The 20,362-nt window shown below is 59.3% G+C and carries 21 protein-coding genes and 1 other RNA gene; 14 read left to right on the top strand and 8 right to left on the bottom strand.

From position 1 onward, the window contains the following. The first annotated feature begins 158 nt into the window (after positions 1-158). The 4 genes from GOB87_RS10925 (at position 159) to hpnK (ending at position 4,508) form a co-directional block, all read left to right on the top strand. Positions 159-794, top strand: a complete 636-nt coding sequence (locus tag GOB87_RS10925; RefSeq protein ID WP_166316449.1) for an ABC transporter substrate-binding protein — start codon at positions 159-161, stop codon at positions 792-794. A gap of 98 nt (positions 795-892) precedes the next feature. Beyond that, positions 893-2,083: a bacteriohopanetetrol glucosamine biosynthesis glycosyltransferase HpnI gene (hpnI, locus tag GOB87_RS10930; RefSeq protein WP_166316452.1), complete on the top strand. Its 1,191-nt coding sequence runs from the start codon at positions 893-895 to the stop codon at positions 2,081-2,083. Positions 2,084-2,227: 144 nt separating this feature from the next. Then, positions 2,228-3,655: a hopanoid biosynthesis associated radical SAM protein HpnJ gene (gene hpnJ / locus GOB87_RS10935; RefSeq protein WP_194303326.1), complete on the top strand. Its 1,428-nt coding sequence runs from the start codon at positions 2,228-2,230 to the stop codon at positions 3,653-3,655. 7 nt (positions 3,656-3,662) lie between these two features. Then, the gene (gene hpnK, locus GOB87_RS10940) at positions 3,663-4,508 is read left to right on the top strand and encodes a hopanoid biosynthesis-associated protein HpnK (RefSeq protein WP_166316455.1); all 846 of its coding nucleotides are present in this window, start codon (positions 3,663-3,665) and stop codon (positions 4,506-4,508) included. Positions 4,509-4,515: 7 nt separating this feature from the next. Here the strand turns inward: hpnK and GOB87_RS10945 are convergent, their stop codons facing one another. After that, positions 4,516-5,613 carry a cysteine desulfurase family protein gene (locus tag GOB87_RS10945; RefSeq protein ID WP_166316458.1) on the bottom strand — a complete coding sequence of 366 codons (1,098 nt, stop codon included), beginning with the start codon at positions 5,611-5,613 and terminating at the stop codon, positions 4,516-4,518. Between the two features lie 496 nt (positions 5,614-6,109). On the opposite strand from GOB87_RS10945, the gene GOB87_RS10950 reads away from it, so the two are divergent. From GOB87_RS10950 to crcB, 3 genes are all read left to right on the top strand, one after another. Beyond that, positions 6,110-6,775, top strand: a complete 666-nt coding sequence (locus tag GOB87_RS10950; protein WP_166316562.1) for an alpha/beta hydrolase — start codon at positions 6,110-6,112, stop codon at positions 6,773-6,775. A gap of 108 nt (positions 6,776-6,883) precedes the next feature. Next, entirely contained in the window at positions 6,884-8,164 is a 1,281-nt protein-coding gene (gene tyrS, locus GOB87_RS10955; RefSeq protein ID WP_166316461.1) for a tyrosine--tRNA ligase, read from the top strand. Positions 8,165-8,170: 6 nt separating this feature from the next. After that, complete coding sequence (gene crcB / locus GOB87_RS10960) at positions 8,171-8,566, top strand: fluoride efflux transporter CrcB (protein ID WP_166316464.1); 396 nt, start codon at positions 8,171-8,173, stop codon at positions 8,564-8,566. A gap of 17 nt (positions 8,567-8,583) precedes the next feature. Here crcB and GOB87_RS10965 read toward each other — a convergent pair whose 3' ends face one another. The 4 genes from GOB87_RS10965 to ssrA form a co-directional block, all read right to left on the bottom strand. After that, on the bottom strand, positions 8,584-8,976 hold the full coding sequence (locus GOB87_RS10965) for a VOC family protein (RefSeq protein WP_166316467.1): 393 nt from the start codon (positions 8,974-8,976) through the stop codon (positions 8,584-8,586). Between the two features lie 131 nt (positions 8,977-9,107). Further along, positions 9,108-10,799: a fumarate hydratase gene (locus GOB87_RS10970; RefSeq protein WP_166316470.1), complete on the bottom strand. Its 1,692-nt coding sequence runs from the start codon at positions 10,797-10,799 to the stop codon at positions 9,108-9,110. Positions 10,800-10,845: 46 nt separating this feature from the next. Beyond that, positions 10,846-11,400, bottom strand: a complete 555-nt coding sequence (locus GOB87_RS10975; protein ID WP_166316473.1) for an SspB family protein — start codon at positions 11,398-11,400, stop codon at positions 10,846-10,848. Positions 11,401-11,583: 183 nt separating this feature from the next. Next, positions 11,584-11,910, bottom strand: a transfer-messenger RNA (tmRNA) gene (gene ssrA / locus GOB87_RS10980). Between the two features lie 81 nt (positions 11,911-11,991). On the opposite strand from ssrA, the gene GOB87_RS10985 reads away from it, so the two are divergent. The 3 genes from GOB87_RS10985 (at position 11,992) to GOB87_RS10995 (ending at position 14,217) form a co-directional block, all read left to right on the top strand. Continuing rightward, a complete protein-coding gene (locus GOB87_RS10985; protein ID WP_166316476.1) occupies positions 11,992-12,987 on the top strand; it encodes a methyltransferase in 996 nt (331 codons plus the stop codon). Positions 12,988-13,067: 80 nt separating this feature from the next. Further along, positions 13,068-13,976: an FAD-dependent thymidylate synthase gene (gene thyX / locus GOB87_RS10990; RefSeq protein ID WP_166316479.1), complete on the top strand. Its 909-nt coding sequence runs from the start codon at positions 13,068-13,070 to the stop codon at positions 13,974-13,976. Further along, complete coding sequence (locus tag GOB87_RS10995; protein WP_166316482.1) at positions 13,969-14,217, top strand: hypothetical protein; 249 nt, start codon at positions 13,969-13,971, stop codon at positions 14,215-14,217. Before thyX ends, GOB87_RS10995 begins: the two co-directional genes overlap by 8 nt. 7 nt (positions 14,218-14,224) lie before the next feature. Here GOB87_RS10995 and GOB87_RS11000 read toward each other — a convergent pair whose 3' ends face one another. Then, on the bottom strand, positions 14,225-14,797 hold the full coding sequence (locus tag GOB87_RS11000) for a hypothetical protein (protein WP_166316485.1): 573 nt from the start codon (positions 14,795-14,797) through the stop codon (positions 14,225-14,227). Positions 14,798-14,818: 21 nt separating this feature from the next. Further along, positions 14,819-16,078, bottom strand: a complete 1,260-nt coding sequence (locus GOB87_RS11005) for an aminopeptidase (protein WP_166316488.1) — start codon at positions 16,076-16,078, stop codon at positions 14,819-14,821. Positions 16,079-16,225: 147 nt separating this feature from the next. On the opposite strand from GOB87_RS11005, the gene GOB87_RS11010 reads away from it, so the two are divergent. The 3 genes from GOB87_RS11010 to GOB87_RS11020 are packed head-to-tail and all read left to right on the top strand — an operon-like array spanning position 16,226 to position 17,520. Continuing rightward, entirely contained in the window at positions 16,226-16,420 is a 195-nt protein-coding gene (locus GOB87_RS11010; RefSeq protein ID WP_166316491.1) for a hypothetical protein, read from the top strand. Beyond that, positions 16,417-16,965, top strand: a complete 549-nt coding sequence (locus tag GOB87_RS11015; protein ID WP_194303327.1) for a hypothetical protein — start codon at positions 16,417-16,419, stop codon at positions 16,963-16,965. The genes GOB87_RS11010 and GOB87_RS11015 overlap by 4 nt, the downstream gene beginning before the upstream one ends. Positions 16,966-16,974: 9 nt before the next feature. Further along, positions 16,975-17,520, top strand: coding sequence for a Dabb family protein (locus GOB87_RS11020; RefSeq protein ID WP_194303328.1), 546 nt, complete (start codon positions 16,975-16,977; stop codon positions 17,518-17,520). Between the two features lie 51 nt (positions 17,521-17,571). Here the strand turns inward: GOB87_RS11020 and GOB87_RS11025 are convergent, their stop codons facing one another. Further along, positions 17,572-19,065, bottom strand: a complete 1,494-nt coding sequence (locus tag GOB87_RS11025; protein WP_166316494.1) for a lipopolysaccharide biosynthesis protein — start codon at positions 19,063-19,065, stop codon at positions 17,572-17,574. A gap of 204 nt (positions 19,066-19,269) precedes the next feature. On the opposite strand from GOB87_RS11025, the gene GOB87_RS11030 reads away from it, so the two are divergent. Further along, positions 19,270-20,352 (top strand): glycosyltransferase family 2 protein, encoded by a 1,083-nt coding sequence (locus tag GOB87_RS11030; protein WP_166316497.1) that lies wholly within the window; start codon positions 19,270-19,272, stop codon positions 20,350-20,352. Positions 20,353-20,362: the final 10 nt, after the last annotated feature.

The raw sequence follows: 20,362 nt of genomic DNA on the forward strand, positions 1-20,362 counted from the left end.
ATGACGCTGCCCGATCGTTTCATCGACCACAACACACAGACCGCCCAATACGACGAGGCCGGGCTCAACGCGCCCAGCATCGTAAACACCGCTCTCAACGCTATCGGTATGGAGAGCGGACTCATCCTTGCCCCGAAAATGGCAGCCGGAGCCCAGAAATGATTCGTTTCCGTCTTCCCGCCCTGTCCGCTCTCATGCTGGGAGCGGCCATTTCCATCGCCAGCGTCCCCGCCGTCCATGCACAGGCCACCACCGCCGTGACGGCCCCCGTGCAGTCGCTGGATCAGGCGCTGGACACAATCCAGAAAAAGGAATCGGGCAGCTTCCAGGCGCGCACGCAAATCCTCGCCCCCGTGGTGGACCGCGTCTATGACCTCGAAGCCGTGCTGCGCTCCTCTGTGGGCGCCTCGCGCTACATGCAGCTTTCCGCAGAGGAAAAGCAGAAGCTGCTGGCCGCTTTCCGCGAATATACGGTGGCCCGCTATCTCTCGAGCTTCAAGCCCGGTTCGGACGCCAAGTTCACGCTCTCTTCCGAAGTTCGTCCGTCACCTGTCGGGTCTGATCAGATCGTGACGACCCATATCGGCTCGGCGGACAACATGCCCGGCACAGAGATCGATTACATTCTGCGTCAGGAAAATGGTGCGTGGAAGATTGTGGATGTGCTGCTGGATGGCCATATCAGCCAAGCTGCGGCCCAGCGCTCGGATTTCGGCTCCACTCTTACATCTGGTGGTGTGGATGGCCTGATCACCGTGCTGGAGCAGAAAGTGAAGACTTTTTCGGAGAACTGATTTCCGATGGCTGAGAGGCTGCCCGTCCGATGTCCTGCGTCCCGTGTCGTGCGGATGTGGGCGGGAACATATCAGATCATGACGCGGCAGCCTTCCTGATGAGTCTGTTCCATATTCTCGCGCTCGGTTGTGACGTTCTGGGTATTACGGGCTGCCTTCAGGCGGCCCTCGGCGCGGCCCTCGTGGTGTGTTTTCGTGCGCATGAGCGTAAAGAGCCGACGCTGCTCTCTCCGCTACCGGCTGTAACGGTGCTCAAACCCCTTCACGGGGATGAGCCGCTGCTGGATGAGGCACTGGAGAGCTTCTGCACGCAGGATTACCCCAATGTGCAGATCGTCTTCGGCGTGCAGCAGGCCAATGATCCGGCCATAGCTCTGGTGGAGCGTTTGCGTCGTCGGCATCCGGGCATCGACATGACACTCGTGGTCAATGGCGCCCAGCATGGCGAGAATCGCAAAGTCAGCAATCTCATCAACATGCTGCCCGCGGCCAAGCATGAATTGCTGGTCATTTCCGATTCGGACATTCATGTCGGCACGGATTATCTGCGACAGGTGGTGGCCAGCCTCCAGCGAGCCGGCACAGGACTGGTCACCACCCTCTACGCCGGGCTGCCAGCAAGCCACAGCCTGCCTCGGTTGCTGTCCGCCTGTCAGATCAACCACAACTTCCTACCCGGTGTGTTGCTGTCCCGTTATCTGGGACGGCAGGACTGTCTCGGCGCCACCATGGCGCTCTCGCGCACCACACTGACGGAAGTCGGCGGCTTCGAAGCCCTCGTCCCTCATGTGGCCGATGACGCTGTTCTGGGCCGACTGGTCCGCGCGCGGGGCGAGGACATCACCATCGCCGGGTGTCTGACATGGACTACCATCGCCGAGGAAACGTTCGGTGAGGTCATGCGTCACGAACTGCGCTGGGGTCGGACCGTCCGGGCGCTGGCGCCCATCGGTTACCTTGCCTCCTGTCTGCAACTGCCCCTGTTCTGGCTGTCACTTGCCGTCCTCCTGCAGCCCCACGCGGAATGGCCCCTGACAATCTTTTTGTGGGGATGGGCCTTTCGGGCGTGCTGTGCGTTTGTCATGGACCGGGCCGTGGGGCAGCGCTCTCTGCTGCCGCTCTTTCTGCTTCCCGTGCGGGACTGGGTTTCGGCGGCTATTATGGTGGGCAGCATGACCGGCTCACGTGTGGACTGGCGCGGACACACCATGCATGTCGCCCCGCATGTTTTACGCCCTCCGCCGCTCCCTGCCGCCAATGCTCCGCTCACACCGGGGAAGCGGCAGTAGAACGACTTTATTTCAGTTACACTTCGACATAACGGCCATGCGTCACAGCGTGGCTCCCACAGATGACACTTGCCACACAGAGACGGGAGCGATACCCCTCTGCAACTTTTGCGTCGGCAACACTCAAGACAAGGATCGCGCGCCATGGTGATGAAGACCCTGTTCCTCCAGCCGCCCACATTCGACGGCTTCGATGGCGGCGCAGGCTCGCGCTACCAGGCCAAGCGTGAGATCAAGTCATTCTGGTATCCGACATGGCTCGCTCAGCCTGCAGCCCTTGTCGAAGGCAGCCGTCTGATCGATGCCCCTCCCGCTGGCATCGGCATGGAGCCGATCCTTGAGGACGTAAAGAATCGCGATCTGGTGGTGATCCACACCTCCACGCCATCCTTCACCAAGGATGTCGAAGTCGCGCAGATGATCAAGGACGTGAACCCGAACATCAAGATCGGTTTCGTCGGCGCGAAAGTGGCGGTCCAACCGGAGGAAAGCCTGCTCAAGGCTCCCGTGGTGGACTTCGTGGCACGCAACGAGTTCGACTTCACGATCAAGGAAATCGCCGAAGGCCGCGACTTCAAGGACGTGGACGGCATCAGCTTCCGCAACAGCGAAGGCGTGATCGTCAACAACCGCGACCGCGCCATGATCGAGAACATGGACAGCCTTCCGTTCGTGACCGAGGTCTACAAGCGCGACCTCAAGATCGAAGACTATTTCATCGGTTACCTGATGCACCCCTACATCTCGATCTATACGGGTCGTGGATGCAAATCGCGCTGCACGTTCTGCCTGTGGCCACAGACGGTTGGTGGCCATCACTACCGCACGCGCAGCCCGCAGCACGTTGCCGCCGAAATCCGTCTGGCGAAGCAGTATTTCCCGCAGGTGAAAGAATTCTTCTTCGACGACGACACCTTCACAGACGACCTGCCGCGCGCCGAGGCCATCGCCAAGGAACTGGGCAAGCTGGGCGTGACGTGGTCGTGCAACGCGAAGGCGAATGTTCCCCGCAAGACGCTGGAAGTCCTCAAGGACAACGGCCTGCGTCTGCTGCTCGTGGGCTATGAGAGCGGCAACCAGCAGATCCTTCACAACATCAAGAAGGGTATGCGCGTCGAAGTCGCCCGTGAGTTCACCAAGAACTGTCACGAGTTGGGCATTAAGATTCACGGCACCTTCATTCTCGGCCTGCCGGGCGAGACGAAGGAGACGATTCAGGAAACCATCAACTTCGCCAAGGACATCAACCCGCACACGTTGCAGGTGTCCCTCGCCGCGCCGTATCCGGGCACGGCGCTGCACAAGCAGGCGATCGAGAACGGCTGGTTCGACGAATCCCATGCCGAACTGATCGACGAGAACGGCGTGCAGATGGCCCCGCTGCACTACCCGCACCTGTCGCATACGGAAATCTTCAACGGCGTGGAAGAGTTCTACAAGAAGTTCTACTTCCGCGCCCCGAAGATCGCCTCCATCGTCAGCGAGATGGTGCGCAGCCCGCAGATGATGAAGCGTCGTCTGCGCGAAGGGGTGGAGTTCTTCCACTTCCTGCGCGATCGCAACGCGGCCTGATCTCTCCATGCGGCGCGCGATCATCTCTTCGGATGATTTCGGCCTATCGGTCGAAGTCAACGAGGCTATCGAGATCGCGCACCGCGAAGGCGTCCTCTCCACCGCCAGCCTGATGATGGCGGGTCCGGCAGTGGAAGACGCCATTGAACGCGCAAAACGCCTGCCAACCCTCAAGGTCGGTCTGCATCTGGTCGTCATCGAAGGGCCGTGCGTTCTTCCTGCGGCACGTATTCCCCTTCTGGTCTCACCCGAAGGGCAGTTTCCATCCGATCAGTTGACGCTTGGCATCAACTATTTCTTCCGTCCCGATGTGCGTCGTCAGCTTGCCGCCGAGATCGAGGCGCAGTTTGCGGCCTTCACCCGCACGGGCCTCACGCTCGATCACGCCAACGCCCATAAGCACATGCACCTCCACCCCACAGTGGGCCGCATGATGATCGACATCGGTAAATGCTACGGCCTGCGGGCCGTGCGTGTGCCGCTGGAGCCGCCTGAACCCCTGATGGCGGCTGGCACCTATGTCGATACGCTGGGGGATGCGGCGCTGCGGCGATGGACCGGCCTTCTGCGGCATCAGGCCCGCTCAGCGGGATTGGTCACGAATGACTGGTGTTTCGGCATTGCGTGGACGGGTCACATGACCGCTGATCGTGTGGCGGCGCTGGCCGCGCATCTGCCCGACGGCGTGTCGGAAATCTATTTTCACCCAGCCACCAAAAAGAATGCGCTGCTGCAAAAGCTGATGCCGACCTATGACCACGAGGGCGAGTTGGCCGCACTGTGCAGCCCCGGTTTTCGCGCCGGGCTGGAGGATTCGCACACGCAGTTGATCCGCTGGAACAACGTCGTCTGAGGTCGCCTCAGGCGTTCTTGCGACGCTCCGCCAACCGGGCATAGGCCTCGATAAAACTGCCCACATCCGCCTCCGTCACATTCCACGGCAACGAGACACGAATGGCGTAATCCGCCAGATCGTCCAGTCCCATCGCGTGCAACACATGCGATCCTGACACCTTGCCTGACGAACAAGCCGCTCCTGTCGAGACACAGAATCCTGCGAGATCAAGCGCAATCAACTGGGAGTCGCGCCGCAATCCGGGCAAGGCGAGGCAACTGGTATTACCCAACCGAGGCGCACCCTGCCCGCACACCACCGCACCATGTTCCCGCGCAACGGCTTCCAGCCGATCCCGCATGGGCGAAAGATCGCGCATCTCATTCACAGCGACATCCAGCGCCGCCGCTAATCCGGCAATCGCGGGAAGCGGAGGTGTGCCCCCACGCCGTCCGCGCTCCTGTCCTCCACCCGCCTGAACCGGCGGCAGAACCACAGCACTTTCTCCCGCGAGCACAAGCGCAGCCGCCCCCTTGGGACCGCCAAATTTGTGCCCTGACAGCGCGAGACTATCCGCTCCGAGAGTGGTGATATTCACCGGCAGGCGTCCTACGCCCTGCACCGCATCGACATGCAACCGCGCACCTGCTTTCCGGCACAGCCGCGCTATCTCTGCAATCGGATGGATGACACCGGTTTCGTTATTGGCCAGCATGACGCACACGAGGGCATCGCCTTCACCTGCGGCAAGCTTCCGCTCCAGATCGGCCAGATCCAGTTGCCCGTCCGGCGTTACCGCGATCCATTCCACATCTGCGTCCGCAGGCGGCGCCTGCCGCACGGCGTCGTGCTCCGTAGCACCGATTAGCAGTCTGCGTCCCTGCCCCAATCCACGAACGGCCAGCACGTTGGCTTCCGTCCCACCGGATGTGAAAACACAGTTTTCCGTCGAGCCTCCCACCTGGTCCGCCACGACGCGACGCGCCCGATCCAGCACGGCGCGCGCCGCACGACCGGCCCGATGAGCGGAAGCGGGATTCCCTGTCAGATCAAGCGCTGCGAGCATGGCGTCACGAGCCTGCGGACGAAGTGGTTCGGTCGCGTTCGCATCAAGATAGATCACGACGCATCCCCGTTATTCACCCCGTCCATACGTTTTCTGACGATTTATGTGGCAAATCACCCACCTGCCCCGCTATATGTGGCCTTCGGGACACGCCTTCACGCAAAAGCACGAAGGCCATCACCGCATTTGTGGCGCATGATTGCGGACGATACGCAGCATGCCGGGGAAACGGAGTACCATGATGAGCAATCACGCGGGCAAGTCAACCGTTTCACACGGTCGCATCCCAACCGCGCCATCGGCTCCGTTCTGGTGAGACCATCCCGAAACCGGCTTCACATCTTCCTTACTATTCCGCGTCTCCGGGACAGACGCAAGTGATGCCGTGATGACAGTCCCGGCTGGTCGCACCGATGCGCACCGGCCTGTCTCCGTGACGCGAGACATCCTTCTCGACCCGACCGGCGGGCGCGGCATCGTCCCGGTCCGGATAAACTGCCAACCGGCTTCCGTCATGCCCGAAGACGCGAAGCCCCTATACCGTGGGAACAGAATGCCCGAGGTTATGTTTGCCGGCCCGGATGGCCGTCTCGAAGGACGTTATCACCATTCCAGCGATCCCAACGCGCCACTCGCGCTGGTGTTGCATCCGCATCCGCTGCACGGCGGCACGATGAACAACCGCATCACCTATGCGATGTACCGCTCATTCGAAAAAATGGGCTTCTCCGTCATGCGCTACAACTCGCGCGGCGTCGGACGCTCGCAGGGACGCTACGATGGCGGCATCGGAGAAATCTCGGATGCGGCGGCAGCGCTCGACTGGATGCAGGCGGTCAATCCGAACGCCTCCGCCCTGTGGATCGCAGGCTATTCCTTCGGTGCGTTCGTAGGCATGCAGCTTCTCATGCGCCGCCCCGAAGTCACGGGCTGGATCAGCGTTGCCCCTCCGGCCGCGCATTACGATTTCGGCTTTCTCGCGCCCTGTCCCTGCGGCGGCCTGATGATTGCCGGCGGCAAGGACGATCTGGCGCCCGAGCCTGCCATCCACAAGCTGGTGGACAAGCTCAACACCCAGAAAAACGTCACGGTGGATTACCGCGTGTTCCCCGACGCCGATCATATCTTCGCCAAGCAGGCAGATCAGGTGGTCGAGGCGCTGGAAGACCACGTCACCACCGCCATGTCACGCCGCATGCTCGCTCTCGCGGCCGACTGACCCCCTATACCGGGAAGGTCACTCCTTCCCGGTTTCCTCCCCTTGCGGTTCCGCCCTGACCGGTCGCGTGCTAGAGCATCGCCCGGCAGACGACACAGGACCACCGCAATGACCCAGCAGACCGAAAGCCGGCCCGTCGGCACTTTCCGCAGCCGTTTCATGCAGGAAGCCGAAGCCCGCGGCTTTGTTTTTCAATGCACGGATGCAGCGGCGCTCGACGCCGCCATGCTTGCCGGTCCTGTCTGCGGCTATATCGGCTTCGACCCCACAGCTGACAGCCTGCATGTCGGCTCCGCCACCCAGATCATGCTTCTACGCCTGCTCCAGAAGCACGGCCATCGCCCCGTGGCCCTGCTCGGTGGCGGCACGGCCAAGATCGGTGATCCCTCCTTCCGCGAAGAAGCCCGCTCCCTCATGAGCGAGGACACGATTGCCACCAATATCGCGGGCATCGAGCGCAGCCTGCGGCAGATGATGACCTTCGGCGACGGTCCTTCGGACGCCATCCTCGCCAACAACGCGGACTGGCTGGACAAGCTCTCCTATATCGACCTTCTGCGCGAAGTCGGCGTGCATTTCTCGGTCAACCGGATGCTCTCCTTCGACTCCGTGCGCTCGCGACTGGAACGCGAGCAGGGGCTGACCTTCCTTGAGTTCAACTACTCCATCCTTCAGTCCTACGATTTCCGCGAACTCAACCGCCGCTATGGCGTGACGCTGCAGATGGGCGGCTCGGACCAGTGGGGCAACATCGTCTCGGGCATAGACCTCGTGCGCCGCACCGACAGCAAGCAGGTGTTCGGTCTGACTGCGCCGCTGCTCACCACCGCCTCTGGCGCCAAGATGGGCAAGAGCGCCAAGGGCGCGGTGTGGCTGTCCGCCGACAAGCTGCCCGTGTTCGAATACTGGCAGTTCTGGCGCAACACGGAAGACGCGGATGTCGGCCGCTTCCTCAAGCTGTTCACGGACCTCCCGGTTGAGGAGTGTGACCGTCTGGGCGCATTTGAGGGCGCGGACATCAACGAGGCCAAAAAAATCCTCGCGACCGAAGCCACGGCCTTGTGCCACGGACGCGCCGCTGCGGAAGAAGCCGCGGAGACCGCGCGCCGCGTGTTCGTGTCCGGTCAGAGCGCCGCATCGCTGCCCACACGCACACTGCCACGCGCGGACCTGCAAACCGGTTTCCCCGCCTTCCGCCTGTTCGCAGAAGCCGGTCTTGCTTCCAGCAATGGAGAGGCCCGTCGTCTCATTCGGGGCGGTGGCGCACGTCTGAACGATGCGCAGATCACGGATGAAGGACAGGTCATCTCGCTGGCCGATGCCGTGGACGGCGCACTCAAACTGTCATCGGGCCGCAAGCACCACATTCTGGTGCGCCCGGAAGGCTGACGCATCATGTATCCAACGCTCGCGGTGGCTATCGGCGGCGCGCTCGGTTCGGTGCTGCGCTATCAACTCACCTTTCTGCTCACGCGGGAAGGCGAACTACTGCCCTGGGCCACCATCTTCATCAACATCACCGGCTCGTTTCTGATCGCGTTTCTCTCGGTACTCACCGCAGCCGATGGGCGGTTTGCGTCTTCCACAACCACGCGTCTGTTTCTGCTGGTGGGCATCTGTGGCGGCTACACCACCTTTTCGTCCTTCAGCCTCCAGACTTTCGATCTGCTGCGCGCCGACGCTCCGCTGCGCGCTGTGCTGAATATGGTGATTTCGGTTGGAATCTGCCTCGCCGCCACGGCGGCAGGCGCGGTGTGCGGCAGTCTTGTCAGTCGTCTCGGGCGGGGCTGAAGAGGGCTACGGCTTCCTCAGCCCTGATACGACGCAATCTCGATCAGATTGCCATCAGGATCGCGGCAATAGACCGAGGTGATCGGCCCAAGCGCGCCCAGACGCGCCACCGGCCCCTCCGTCACGCCAACGCCGCACTCACGTAAATGCTCGACCACATCCTCACTGGCGACAGCGGTGATGAAGCAGAGATCGCTGGACCCGCAGGTGGCGTATTCCGCCGTCTCCCACCCATCGCGCCCCTCAGGCCGCAGATTGAGCTTCTGCCCCCCGAATTTGAGCGCCGTGCGGTTGTGCCGTCCATATTCCTCGCGCTCCATGCCCAACACCCGCTGATACCACGAGGACGACACCTCGATGTCACGAACGGTCAGGACGACATGATCGAGGCGATCGACAGTAAAGCGCATGAGACGACACCTTGAAATCCAGAGCGTATCATCGGCTTTACCGTTCACGTGAAGGATAAAGCCGATCCACCCATTGGATGGTGCATCCGCAAGGAAAGCAACCCCTTGCGGAGAACGCCAGACAGCGCCGGTCAGGTCAGACCGGCGTAAAAGTCGTCACCCTTGTCATCAATCACGATAAAGGCGGGGAAGTTCTCGACCTCGATCTTCCACACCGCTTCCATGCCGAGTTCCGGATATTCCAGCACCTCGACCTTCTTGATGCAGTCCTTGGCCAGACGCGCCGCCGGGCCACCGACGGAGCCGAGATAGAATCCGCCATAGGTCTGACAGGCATCTTTCACGGCCTTGGAGCGGTTGCCCTTGGCGAGCATGACATAGGAGCCACCGGCTTTCTGGAATTCGGCCACATAGGAATCCATGCGCCCCGCCGTGGTCGGGCCGAAGGAGCCGGTCGGCATTCCCGCCGGTGTCTTGGCCGGCCCTGCGTAATAGACTGGATGATCCTTGAGATATTGCGGCAGTCCCTCGCCACGCTCCAGCCGCTCACGGAACTTGGCGTGCGCGATGTCACGCGCCACGACCATCGTGCCCGTCAGCGAAAGGCGCGTCTTGACCGGATATTTCGACAGTTCCTTACGGATCTCGTCCATCGGACGGTTGAGGTCGATCTGAACGGCCTCGCCCTCCAGATGCTCATCCGTCGTCTCCGGCAGGAAGCGCGCGGGATCGTGCTCAAGCTGCTCAAGAAACACGCCTTCCGCCGTGATCCTGGCCTTGGCCTGACGATCTGCAGAGCATGACACGCCGATCCCCACCGGGAAGGATGCGCCATGGCGCGGCAGGCGGATGACGCGCACATCGTGGCAGAAATACTTGCCACCGAACTGCGCACCGATGCCAAGCTTCTGCGTCAGCTTGAGAACTTCGGCTTCCATGTCCTTGTCACGAAATGCCTGCCCCATCTCGTTGCCCTTATCCGGCAGCGAGTCGTAATAATGCGTGGAGGCCATCTTGACGGTCTTGAGCGTCTGTTCCGCCGACATGCCGCCCAGCACAATGGCCAGATGATAAGGCGGGCAAGCGGACGTGCCGAGCGTGCGGATCTTCGCTTCCAGCCACTTCAGCAGCGTGTCCTTGTTGAAGATCAGCGCCCGCGTCTCCTGAAACAGGAACGTCTTGTTGGCCGACCCACCGCCTTTGGCGACGAACAGAAGATCGTACTGCTCGGGATGATAATCGCCCGGATTGGCGGCCACATCGACCTGCACGGGAAGGTTCGTGCCGGTGTTCTTCTCATCGAAAACCGTTAGCGGGGCCATCTGCGAGTAACGCAGCGCGGTCGTGGTGTAGGTTTTATAGACGCCGCGCGCGAACGCTTCCTCGTCATTGCCTTCGACCCAGACGCGCTGGCCTTTCTTGCCCACGACAATGGCCGTGCCGGTGTCCTGACACATCGGCAGCGCGCCACCAGCGGCGATGCAGGCGTTCTTGAGCAGGTCGAGTGCCACGAAACGGTCGTTATCGGAGGCTTCGGGATCCTTGAGGATGTTCGCCAAGGACTGGAGATGCGCCGGACGCAACAGATGCGCCACATCGTTGAAGGCTTCCGCCGCCAGTGCCGAAAGCGTTTCCGGTTCCACATGCAGAACCGTCTTACCGTTCAGCGTCGAGGTGCTGACACCACCGATGTCGAGCTTGCGATAGGGCGTCGTGTCCTCGTCAAGCTGGAACAGCGGCGCATAGGCAAAAGGCTTTACGCCCGGTGTGCCGGTCGGCGCGGCTTTCGGGGCAGCCTTGGCGGTGGTGGTCTCGACAGTCATGAACGCGGTCTCCGGAACGATCCGATCGGCTGTGGCAGATAGAGTATCAGCGCGAAGGCGGACCCTTTTTGCGAAAGGCATCGAGACTCACGACCGCGGCGTCGGTCTTCGGGGCGGCGTCCTCAGAGGACGGGGCTTCTTCCCCGTTCTCTTCTGAGACCTGCGCCTCCGGAGAGGTGGGCGCCTGCGTGTCCTCGTTTTCCGGCGGATTGAACCGCATGGAGAACTGGATATGCGGATCGGCAAAGCCGGTAATGGCCGCCACCGGGATCGTGAGTATCGAACCGACCCCGCCAAAAGAAAGACCGACCGAGACGCAGCGTTTCGTCCGGTCCACGGTCAGATCCCAGAACTGATGCTGCAACACGATCGTCATCTCATGCGGATACTGGGCGCGCAGACGACTTGGAATCTCCACACCCGGCCAGTCGGTGCGGAAAGACAGATAGAAATGATGCTCGCCCGCAAGCCCTTCGCGGCTCACATGTTCGAGCGCGCGTAGCATGACCTCGCGGTAAGCGTCCTCCATCCAGACATCATAGGGAAGCAGGCTTTCGGGCAGATCACCGTCATGGCCGCCACCTCCATGCATGTCGCTCATCGCAATTTCCTCCATTCTTCCGCGTCTGTCTGGCCATATCCAGCCATTTGCCGCCGCATACGCCCGGCGCGTTCCTCTCCGATGGATGCGGCAAAGACACAACGAAGGCAACCCGCCGTTGTCACGGCAGTGTCACCAAAGAGTGAAGGCCTCGGAGCCGAAGTCATGTGCAGAAAATCGAGGTGGGAGGGCTTCTGTTGCCCGGTGCCCTCCCGAACCGCGCTTATCGCTTATGCAGCGACAGCGAGCACCTCTGAGTTATCGTTGGCACTTGTGATTTAGCCCGATGACGGTGGTACAATGCCGGGCAAAAGAAACGCCTTTACCGCGCGTGTCGAGCCTGTTTCGTCCCCACACTCCCGCAAAAACCGGGAGGATCAATGGTGGAGACGCCGGGTACCGCCCCCGGGTCCACAACGCTTATTCTACGTTCCGTTTATCGCCATAGCCAAGAAGCAAGCTCCTCCTGCACTGAACAAGATAGGGAGAACCCGATACCCGCGCAAGCAGCACATCGAAAAAACATGCGGCTTCGCACTCAGGCGGGTATGTCCTGTTTTTCCGTCCATTCTCCCGGAGATGCCCCGACCAATGGTCTCGAATCGTTCTCGAATCGTGGAAAACATTGATATCCGCACCGCGGCAGGCCTGGAGATCGGAGCGCTGCACAATCCGATCGTTAAAAAAGAGGACGGGCATATCCTCTATGTCGATTATGCCCCCACCGAGATATTGCGACAGACCTTTCGGTATCCCGATGCTTCGCCAGACTCCATTGTCGAGACCGATATCGTATGGGGCCAAGCCCCTCTCGCCAGCAGTGTGGAGCAGCCGGTCGATTACATTCTCGCCTCCCATGTCATCGAACATGTCCCCGACCTCATCGGCTGGCTGAATGAATTACGGGCCGCCCTAAAAGACGGCGGTCAACTGGGACTGATCGTGCCCGATCGTCGCTTCACCTTTGATGCGCGTCGTAATGTCAGTTCACCTGGAGAAATGGTCGAAGCCTATCTTCTGGGATACCGGCGCCCTTCCATCCGACAGATTTTCGACGCCGCCGCCCTTTCCACAAACACACCCGCAGCCGAAGACTGGCCGGCCAATGGCATGACAGCAGGTGTTCCCGCCGAAATCCTTGAGCGCCTTCCCTCCCTGTTCGACTGGGTACGCACGCTTCACGAAACCCAGCACTATCAGGACGCCCATTGCTGGGTTTTCACCCCCGCCTCATTCCTCGACATGCGCGAATATCTGGCTGCCCTAAAGCTTTTTCCCTATGAAATCGAACGGATATTCCCCACTGAGGCTGGCGAGATCGACTTTGCCGTCAGACTACGCGCCGTCACCGGTTCTGAGGCCGTAAAGGACTCCATACAAACGGCCCGTCGCACGCTTACGCCCCATGAGGATGACGCCGTATCCCCCGCGCAGACTGCGGAGCGACAAATACACACACACGATGTCCGCATCGCGGCCCTACAAGAAGAAATCGCACAACTGAAAGCTTCATCAAGCTGGAAAATCACCGCTCCCATCAGAGCCGCCGTTTCTCTCCTACGCAATCAAACGACTGGAAACCCGTAACACCGGCCTGCGGGCTTGGACGGCTCTCGACCGACTGTTACACAGCGATCTATTCCCTTCCCCATGAGGCTCCGACACCCATGCCCCTGACAGACGCCCAGCGCGCCGAAATCGAAGCCCACGCACAGGCCTCCACACCCACGAAACGTCCCACCGTTGCGGCGCTTGAAGACATTCTCTTCACCGCGCACCCGGTGCTGGATCACGGTTTCGTTCGCGTGATCGATTACATGGGGGATGACGCCGCCATCGTGCAGGCGGCACGGGTGTCCTATGGACGCGGCACCCGCAAAGTGTCGGAAGATGCGGGCCTGATCCGCTATCTGATGCGCCACCGCCATTCCACGCCGTTCGAGATGTGCGAAATCAAGTTCCACATCAAACTGCCGATCTTCATCGCCCGTCAGTGGATCCGTCACCGCACGGCCAATGTGAACGAGTATTCCGCGCGGTATTCCATTCTCGACCGCGAGTTCTACATCCCCTCGTCCGAGCATATGGCGGCTCAGAGCACCAGCAACCGGCAGGGGCGTGGAGACGTTTTGGATGCCGAGACATCCGCCCGTGTGATGGATCTGCTGCGCGACGACGCCATCCGCTGCTACGACACCTATGAGAACCTGCTCGACACGGACAACGGTCCTGGCCTCGCCCGTGAACTGGCCCGCATGAACCTGACGCTGAACACCTACACCCAGTGGTACTGGAAGGTGGACCTGCACAACCTCATGCACTTCCTCTCCCTGCGCATCGATCCGCACGCACAATATGAAATCCGCGCCTACGCCGAGATCATGCTCGACATCCTGCGCGCATGGGTGCCCGTCACGGCTCAGGCCTTCACGGAATACCGCGTGGGGGCCGTCACGTTCTCGGCTTCCATGCTGGCTATCCTGCGCAGGATGCTGGCTGGCGAGACCGTGACGCAGGCAGATTCCGGCCTGTCGCGTCGGGAGTGGGACGAGTTTCAGGCTGCGCTGCGTGGCTGAGGAAGAACGCCAGCTCTTTACGGACGAAGTGCCTCCACCGCTGCGGTGGAAGCGCCACCTGTCTTTCGCGCCCTATGTCGCCGCCGCCGTCGCTCTCATCACGATATGGGGCGTGCTGGAATGGATGATGCCCGCCACCAGCGCCCCCGTCCCCGCCATCGTGCCGGTGCGCAATGCGATCGACCATTGGGAAGCGCGCCACGACACGCCGCCCCAGAACACACCCCCCACAACGCCCTGAGGGCAGCTTACTGCTGCTGCCCCTGCCCCGGCTGGGCACCCATTTCCTGCAACAGAACCTGCACACCCGTGGGATTGGACTGAAGCAGCTTCACATTGGCCGGATTGAGCTTCGGCGCCTTGCCGGACTGCTGGGCCTGCGGATTACTCGTGACGGCATATGTAATGCCGAACCCCGTCAGTCCCATCACGAACTCACGCGGCGTGAAACCATGCGCCCGCAGAATCGGGTCAATGCCCGGAACAGCCTGAACACGGGCAATCGTCTCGTTGAGGGAAATATGTCCCCCCGGCGCGGGCGGCTGCAAATTGGCATTGCGCAAAGCCTGAAGGGTGGCGGCCATGCGCGTGAGGAAATCAGGCGGAAGCCGCCATGAAGCCGCTTCCTGCACCTCCTGCCGCATCTGGGCCAGTTGCGCTTCGGTGGGCGGAGGTGGCTGCTGCGGCACATCCTGCGTCGTCGTTCCCTGATCCGTCACAGGACCGGACGACCAGACCGTCTGGGCATGGCCGACCACCGGCACCGCAGCAAGCAGCGCCGCCATAACGGCCGCAGCCCCATGCTTCTGTCGCATCCTCATGTCACGCACTCCCATCCTGTCTCAGACTGCCTCGACCCATTCACCACCGCGCATCAGCGGCGTCTCGCCTCCATCGGCTCCAACGCCCGTCACATCCGTTTCGGCTGAACCGATCATCCAGTCGATATGAATCAGGCTGCTGTTGGCTCCACGCCGGGCCAGATCCTCGGGGCTGCGACCGCCGTCCTCCGTCATGCATTCCGAATACGCCTGACCGAGTGCGATGTGGCTGGACGCGTTCTCATCGAACAACGTGTTGCGGAACAACAGCCCACTCCGAGAAATAGGCGAGGAATGCGGCACAAGGGCGACCTCACCCAGACGACGCGCGCCCTCATCCGTGTCGAGCACGCGGCGGAGCACATCCTCACCCTGTGTCGCGTGTGCCTCCACGATGCGGCCATCCTTGAACACAACCTCGATATTCTCGATCAGCGTGCCCTGATAGGACAGCGGTTTCGTGCTGCGCACCCGTCCCTCTGCCCGCTGCGCATGAGGCGTGGTGAAAACCTCTTCCGTGGGAATATTGGGATTGCACACAATTCCGTTCTTCGCCTCGCTCGATCCCCCCACCCAGAGATGACCGTCCGCCAGACCGAGTGTCAGATCGGTGCCCGGCCCCTTGAAGTGCAAAGCCGCGAAACGACGGGCATTGAGATCCGCCGCGCGGCGGTGAAGCTGTTCGTTATGCGCGGCCCACTCCGCCACGGGATCGGCCCCGTTCACACGGGACGCAGCAAAGATTGCCTCCCACAGCTTTGTCACGGCCACATCTTCCGGCTCGCCCGGGAACACTTCCGCAGCCCACGCCGGCGTGGCGGCCGCCACGATGTTCCAGTTCACGGCAAAGCTGGTGATGATTTCGAGCGCCGGCCGATTGGCGATGGAAGCCGCCCGGCTGGCACGTGAAACACGCTCGGGGTTCTGTCCCTTCAGAAGCGAGGGATTGCCACCCGTCACAGCCAGCCGCGCCGCACCGTCACGAAATCCCTGCGCCATGCCATCGGCCAGCCATGTGGCCGCCGTGTCGAACGTATCCTCAGGAGCATGGCGGTAGCGGGCGAGCGTGGCGTCATCGTCCCCATAGAGCGTCGTCACCAGTGAAGCTCCGGCGGCATAGGCATGCTCGGCGATCCGGCGCACCAGTTCCACCGCATCCAGTGGCGCGGTGACAATCACCTGCTGACCGTGACGGACATTGAGCCCGACATGCACGGCGGTCTTTGCCAGACGGTCGATGCCCTCACGGATATGGGGGGCGGTGGAACGGAAAGCGGCCATGCGCAGGATGATCCTTCGGTCTGTCAGCTTCAAAAGCGCCGAAAGGTGAGCATCCTCCCATCAAAAGCGCAAGCGGCTCCCATGCGCGGGAGGCAACCATTTCGTTGGCCCGGCATTGACTCTTCACCCAACCAAAGGACGCCGCTCATGAATGATGTCTTTCTGGCCGCCATTCTGCCGCCCTCCATCCCTCGTCCGCCGCCCATGCCACCGCCGGACCCCATAGATGAGCCACCACCACGGCCAGAACCCGACCCGGATGAAGGGGACCCGCCCCCCGAAGAGGAACCCTTTGTGCTGAACCTCCCGTTGTCATCGAAGGAAATCTTTTCCGCCTCATGATCGAGTCCCATCAGCCTCTGGCCATTCGCCTCATCAAGACCGCATCACGTCTTTCCTTCTTTGTGGCCAGCGCGATCCTCATTGTGCTGGCCTACATGCTCATCGCCTTCGGCGTGACGGACATGATCCACTCGCTCGGCAATCATGTCGCGGAAGGCAAAAATTTCATCCTGCGCACAGTCAGCTACGTGGTCGTGGCCGTCGCCATCCTCGACGTGGCCAAATATTTTCTTGAAGAGGAAGTCTTCCAGAACCGCGAAAAACAGTCTCTGGAAGAGGCCCGAGCCAGCCTGACGAAGTTCATCACCACCGTCATCATCGCGGTGTTCGTGGAAGGGCTGGTCGCCATGTTCGAAGCCGGCGACAAAGGCGGAAACTCCATTCTCTATGCTGCCGTCATTCTTGGCGTCGCTACGATTATCGTCCTCTCCCTTGGACTGTATCAGCGCATGAGCGTCTCGGCGGAACGCGATAAGGTTCATCAAGGCTTTGAAGAAAAAGATCGCCCCGTGACCGGATCGACCCCGGACGAAAACTCACGCTAAAACAGATCCATGACGGCATCCTTGAACAAAAAATCTCTTCTGCGCCCTATGCGCTGTGTTCTCACGCTTTTGATCCTTGCCCCGTTTGCACTGTCTGGCGCACACGCAGCCCCGCTGTCAGACGCTGCGATCGAGCAGCAAGCGCTCGCAGGCAAGGTCGGGACAGCCCAGTACACCGCTCCCGATTTTCACCCCGGCATCGTGCGCCACATGGTCATGTTCCGCTTTCGCCCGGAAACAACACAGGCACAGAAGGCGGAGGTGACACGACGCTTCCTTGCGCTGGCCAAGGCGTCCCGACGTTCCAACGGCGCCCCTGTCATCGCCTCACTTGAAGCCGGACCACAAAACAGTGGCGAAAACGCAGATGAGGGCCTGCAATATGGTTATCTCGTCACATTCCGCTCGGAAGGCGATCGCAACTTTTACGTGGGGCGTCCTGTCGTGACGGATGCGGCATTTCTCGATCCGGCGCACGATGCGTTCAAGACATTCGCCGGACCATTTCTGGAAAAAGCAGTGGTGTTTGACTTCACGGTATCCGCCACACAGTGATGAACAGGCGGTCTCTTCCTTTTCCTGAAAGAGAGGCCGCCTGTTCAAACATCATGCCGCGCTCTTGCGACGAAACTTACCGCCGACGCCGGAAAAGCGCTTGAGAATCTCATGCAGCATGTCGCGCCGGAAGAGCGCGAGAAGACCGACATACGCCGCACACATGACCACGCCAATGGCCATGCACTGACCGAAGTCCGTGGCGCGGATGCCCGGGATTTGTGCAGCGAGCAGACCAAAGGCAGCCGCCACGGTCGCGAAGAAGGCGGGCATGAAGTAGAATTCCGCGACAGTTGTCCACTTCACACCGTTTCTCATCAGGACGAGATACGAGGTGGCGGGGGGCCATGTGAAATAATAAATCGCAACGGCCAGAGCGACCCCCATGACGCCGTCCAACCATCCGCCCCCTATTACCAATGCGTAGAAAATTGGAGCAGCAGCAAGCATGTAGAAAAAGCTTCGTGAAAACTCACGACGGGCACTCAAAAGAGCGCCAGTAATCCAACTCAGAGCATCAAAAGGCAGTCCAATACTTAAAATTACAACATAAGGAACGGCCGCCATCCACCGTTCACCAAAAAGCAAGTGAAGCCCAGGTTTTGCGAGGGCCGCCTGCAAGAAACAAAATGGCATGACCAGATAGCCTAACAGTCGACAGGCCCGGATCACGGCTTCAACCTGACGAGGCGGATCATTACGAAACTGAGCCAAGGCTGGGAAGACTACATTACTAACATTACCCGCCAGCATCCGCACGGGTTGCGCCGCAAAACGAAAGGCAAAAAAGTAATAGCCAACGGCTGTTTTCGATGCGATCAATCCCAATACTATATAGTCACCTTGATTTACGAATTCAATCAAGGTTCTACTGAGCAAAACAAGAGTACTATTGCCGAATAAATACTCCACCTGTACGCGCCGGAAACTTCGGCCAATTTTTGGAGCAGAACGTCTCCAGAACCAGATGGCGCGCAATAGCCCAACAATAGGGAAAGGAAGGGCGAAAGCATAGGCTTTGAAGCCCAACGCCGCGAGCACAATAGTCAATATCTGCAAAGCAAGAATATCAAAAGTATTATATGTCGCAAGAAAACGGAAATCCATCTCCGCACGAATTCGGGCGGCGGGTACGGTCGCCAACGCTCTTAAAGGTGTGGCCAATGCCATGGCTATAATCAAACCGCTAAGTTCTGGCGAGTGGTACCAATAGGCGGCAACGGGTGCCATTGCGCACATACCGAGCATCCCCACTACGCTGATGATAAAACTCAACCAGAAGGCAGGCGCTTCCCATAAAGGAATAGATTTTTGACGCTGCAATAAAACCTCATCGATACCAAAACCAATGAGAGAATTTGCAATAGTCGTTACCGTAAAGGCCAATCCGATGGCCCCAAAATCTTCCGGCAGCAACAGGCGGGCAAGGATCAGCTGAGAGAAAAAACCGATACCTCTCGCGGCAAAGCTTTGCATGACCAGCCAAAGAAATCCACTGGTTGCCGCTTTGCCCACACTCCCTGATTTAGCCGTTGGCATCGTCATGACGCAGACCGCACGATTAAGAGGCACCTCTCAGCCTGCACCTGTCTCATCATCACTCCTATCTAAATTAACCACTCACCAAGGAATTAAATCACCATGTTTCTCGCGACAGAAAAAGGCCTTCATGCGAAAATCCTGCACACCATGATCGATTTTCAAGCTTATTAAAGCTATCACAACACCACATCGAAAGGAGGAAGGGCCATGTCAGAGATTGATGTTTTAATGTCTGTGTATAACTGTGAATCCTATATTTTAGAAACACTGCAAAGCATTCAGGGACAATCAATTCAGGATATTCGCATTATTATCGTGGATGATGGATCAACAGATCAAACAGCAAAAATAATTCAAAAAGAAGCCGAAAATGACCCTCGCATATTCTATTTTTATCAAAAAAATGCTGGCATCGTATCGGCTCTGACAACAGGCTTACAATATTGTTCCGCTCCCTTTATCGCCAGGCATGATGGAGATGACATCTCTCATCCTTTGCGCTTTGAAAAAGAACTGACTTATCTTAAAGAGAATGAAGATTGCGTCGCAGTAAGCTGTTATATTGACTTGATAGATGAAAAAGGTCACGCAATACCACGTGCTCCATACACATATCCTTTGGATACAACTGACCCTTATTCTTTTCCAGCAGTAGAGCCTTATATCTCACAGCCATTTCTTATGTTACGAGCCGACAGTCTCCATGCTATCGGTGGTTATCGATATCTGCGCAGTTCAGAAGATACCGATTTGTATTGGCGTCTGCGGGCCGTAGGTCGCCTGCATGTCTTACCAGAAGTCCTTGGAACCTATCGTATCCATGGAAACTCAACGACATCCGGATCAAAAAAGAACATGCGACAATCAGCCGTATGGTCTCAACTTGCAGCCATTTCCGAACAACGTAGATTAAACAATTATGCGGATAATTCTTTCACTCATGATTTCATGACCACCTTAAGCGAAGCCGAAAACTGGCGAGATATTCTTGACCGGGCTGGACAACAACTGACAGAAAATGAAAAAAAATGGCTTCAAACAGCGTGCGCAGCCAAATTTCTTGAGCTTTGCAAGATGCGAGCAACATCAGCCAGTAAAGAAGACTTGATATTTATCAGAACTGCTCTCGCCGATAATCCTGCCATTTCCGAAGGCGCTATCATGGAAATGACGCGCTTATGGAACAGCGGACAGAGGCGCGAAGCCATTCTTATGGCCATAGCACTGAAACAGCCCAAACTTGCTGCACGAGCGACAATAAGGAATCTTAAGAAGAGCCTCACATCATAATAATACTAGA

It is taken from the genome of Acetobacter estunensis (assembly GCF_011516945.1).
Taxonomy (GTDB): Bacteria; Pseudomonadota; Alphaproteobacteria; order Acetobacterales; family Acetobacteraceae; genus Acetobacter; species Acetobacter estunensis.

Bases quoted from the DNA above. Each gene is read 5' to 3' on its own strand.
- hpnK (WP_166316455.1), top strand. From the start codon at position 3,663: ATGCGGCGCGCGATCATCTCTTCGGATGATTTCGGCCTATCGGTCGAA.
- hpnI (WP_166316452.1), top strand. From the start codon at position 893: ATGAGTCTGTTCCATATTCTCGCGCTCGGTTGTGACGTTCTGGGTATT.
- GOB87_RS10965 (WP_166316467.1), bottom strand. From the start codon at position 8,976: ATGCGCTTTACTGTCGATCGCCTCGATCATGTCGTCCTGACCGTTCGT.
- GOB87_RS11000 (WP_166316485.1), bottom strand. From the start codon at position 14,797: ATGAGGATGCGACAGAAGCATGGGGCTGCGGCCGTTATGGCGGCGCTG.
- GOB87_RS11015 (WP_194303327.1), top strand. From the start codon at position 16,417: ATGATCGAGTCCCATCAGCCTCTGGCCATTCGCCTCATCAAGACCGCA.
- tyrS (WP_166316461.1), top strand. From the start codon at position 6,884: ATGACCCAGCAGACCGAAAGCCGGCCCGTCGGCACTTTCCGCAGCCGT.
- GOB87_RS11025 (WP_166316494.1), bottom strand. From the start codon at position 19,065: ATGACGATGCCAACGGCTAAATCAGGGAGTGTGGGCAAAGCGGCAACC.
- crcB (WP_166316464.1), top strand. From the start codon at position 8,171: ATGTATCCAACGCTCGCGGTGGCTATCGGCGGCGCGCTCGGTTCGGTG.
- GOB87_RS10975 (WP_166316473.1), bottom strand. From the start codon at position 11,400: ATGAGCGACATGCATGGAGGTGGCGGCCATGACGGTGATCTGCCCGAA.
- thyX (WP_166316479.1), top strand. From the start codon at position 13,068: ATGCCCCTGACAGACGCCCAGCGCGCCGAAATCGAAGCCCACGCACAG.
- GOB87_RS10970 (WP_166316470.1), bottom strand. From the start codon at position 10,799: ATGACTGTCGAGACCACCACCGCCAAGGCTGCCCCGAAAGCCGCGCCG.
- GOB87_RS10950 (WP_166316562.1), top strand. From the start codon at position 6,110: ATGCCCGAGGTTATGTTTGCCGGCCCGGATGGCCGTCTCGAAGGACGT.
- GOB87_RS11010 (WP_166316491.1), top strand. From the start codon at position 16,226: ATGAATGATGTCTTTCTGGCCGCCATTCTGCCGCCCTCCATCCCTCGT.
- hpnJ (WP_194303326.1), top strand. From the start codon at position 2,228: ATGGTGATGAAGACCCTGTTCCTCCAGCCGCCCACATTCGACGGCTTC.
- GOB87_RS11020 (WP_194303328.1), top strand. From the start codon at position 16,975: ATGACGGCATCCTTGAACAAAAAATCTCTTCTGCGCCCTATGCGCTGT.
- GOB87_RS10985 (WP_166316476.1), top strand. From the start codon at position 11,992: ATGGTCTCGAATCGTTCTCGAATCGTGGAAAACATTGATATCCGCACC.
- GOB87_RS10925 (WP_166316449.1), top strand. From the start codon at position 159: ATGATTCGTTTCCGTCTTCCCGCCCTGTCCGCTCTCATGCTGGGAGCG.
- GOB87_RS11030 (WP_166316497.1), top strand. From the start codon at position 19,270: ATGTCAGAGATTGATGTTTTAATGTCTGTGTATAACTGTGAATCCTAT.
- GOB87_RS11005 (WP_166316488.1), bottom strand. From the start codon at position 16,078: ATGGCCGCTTTCCGTTCCACCGCCCCCCATATCCGTGAGGGCATCGAC.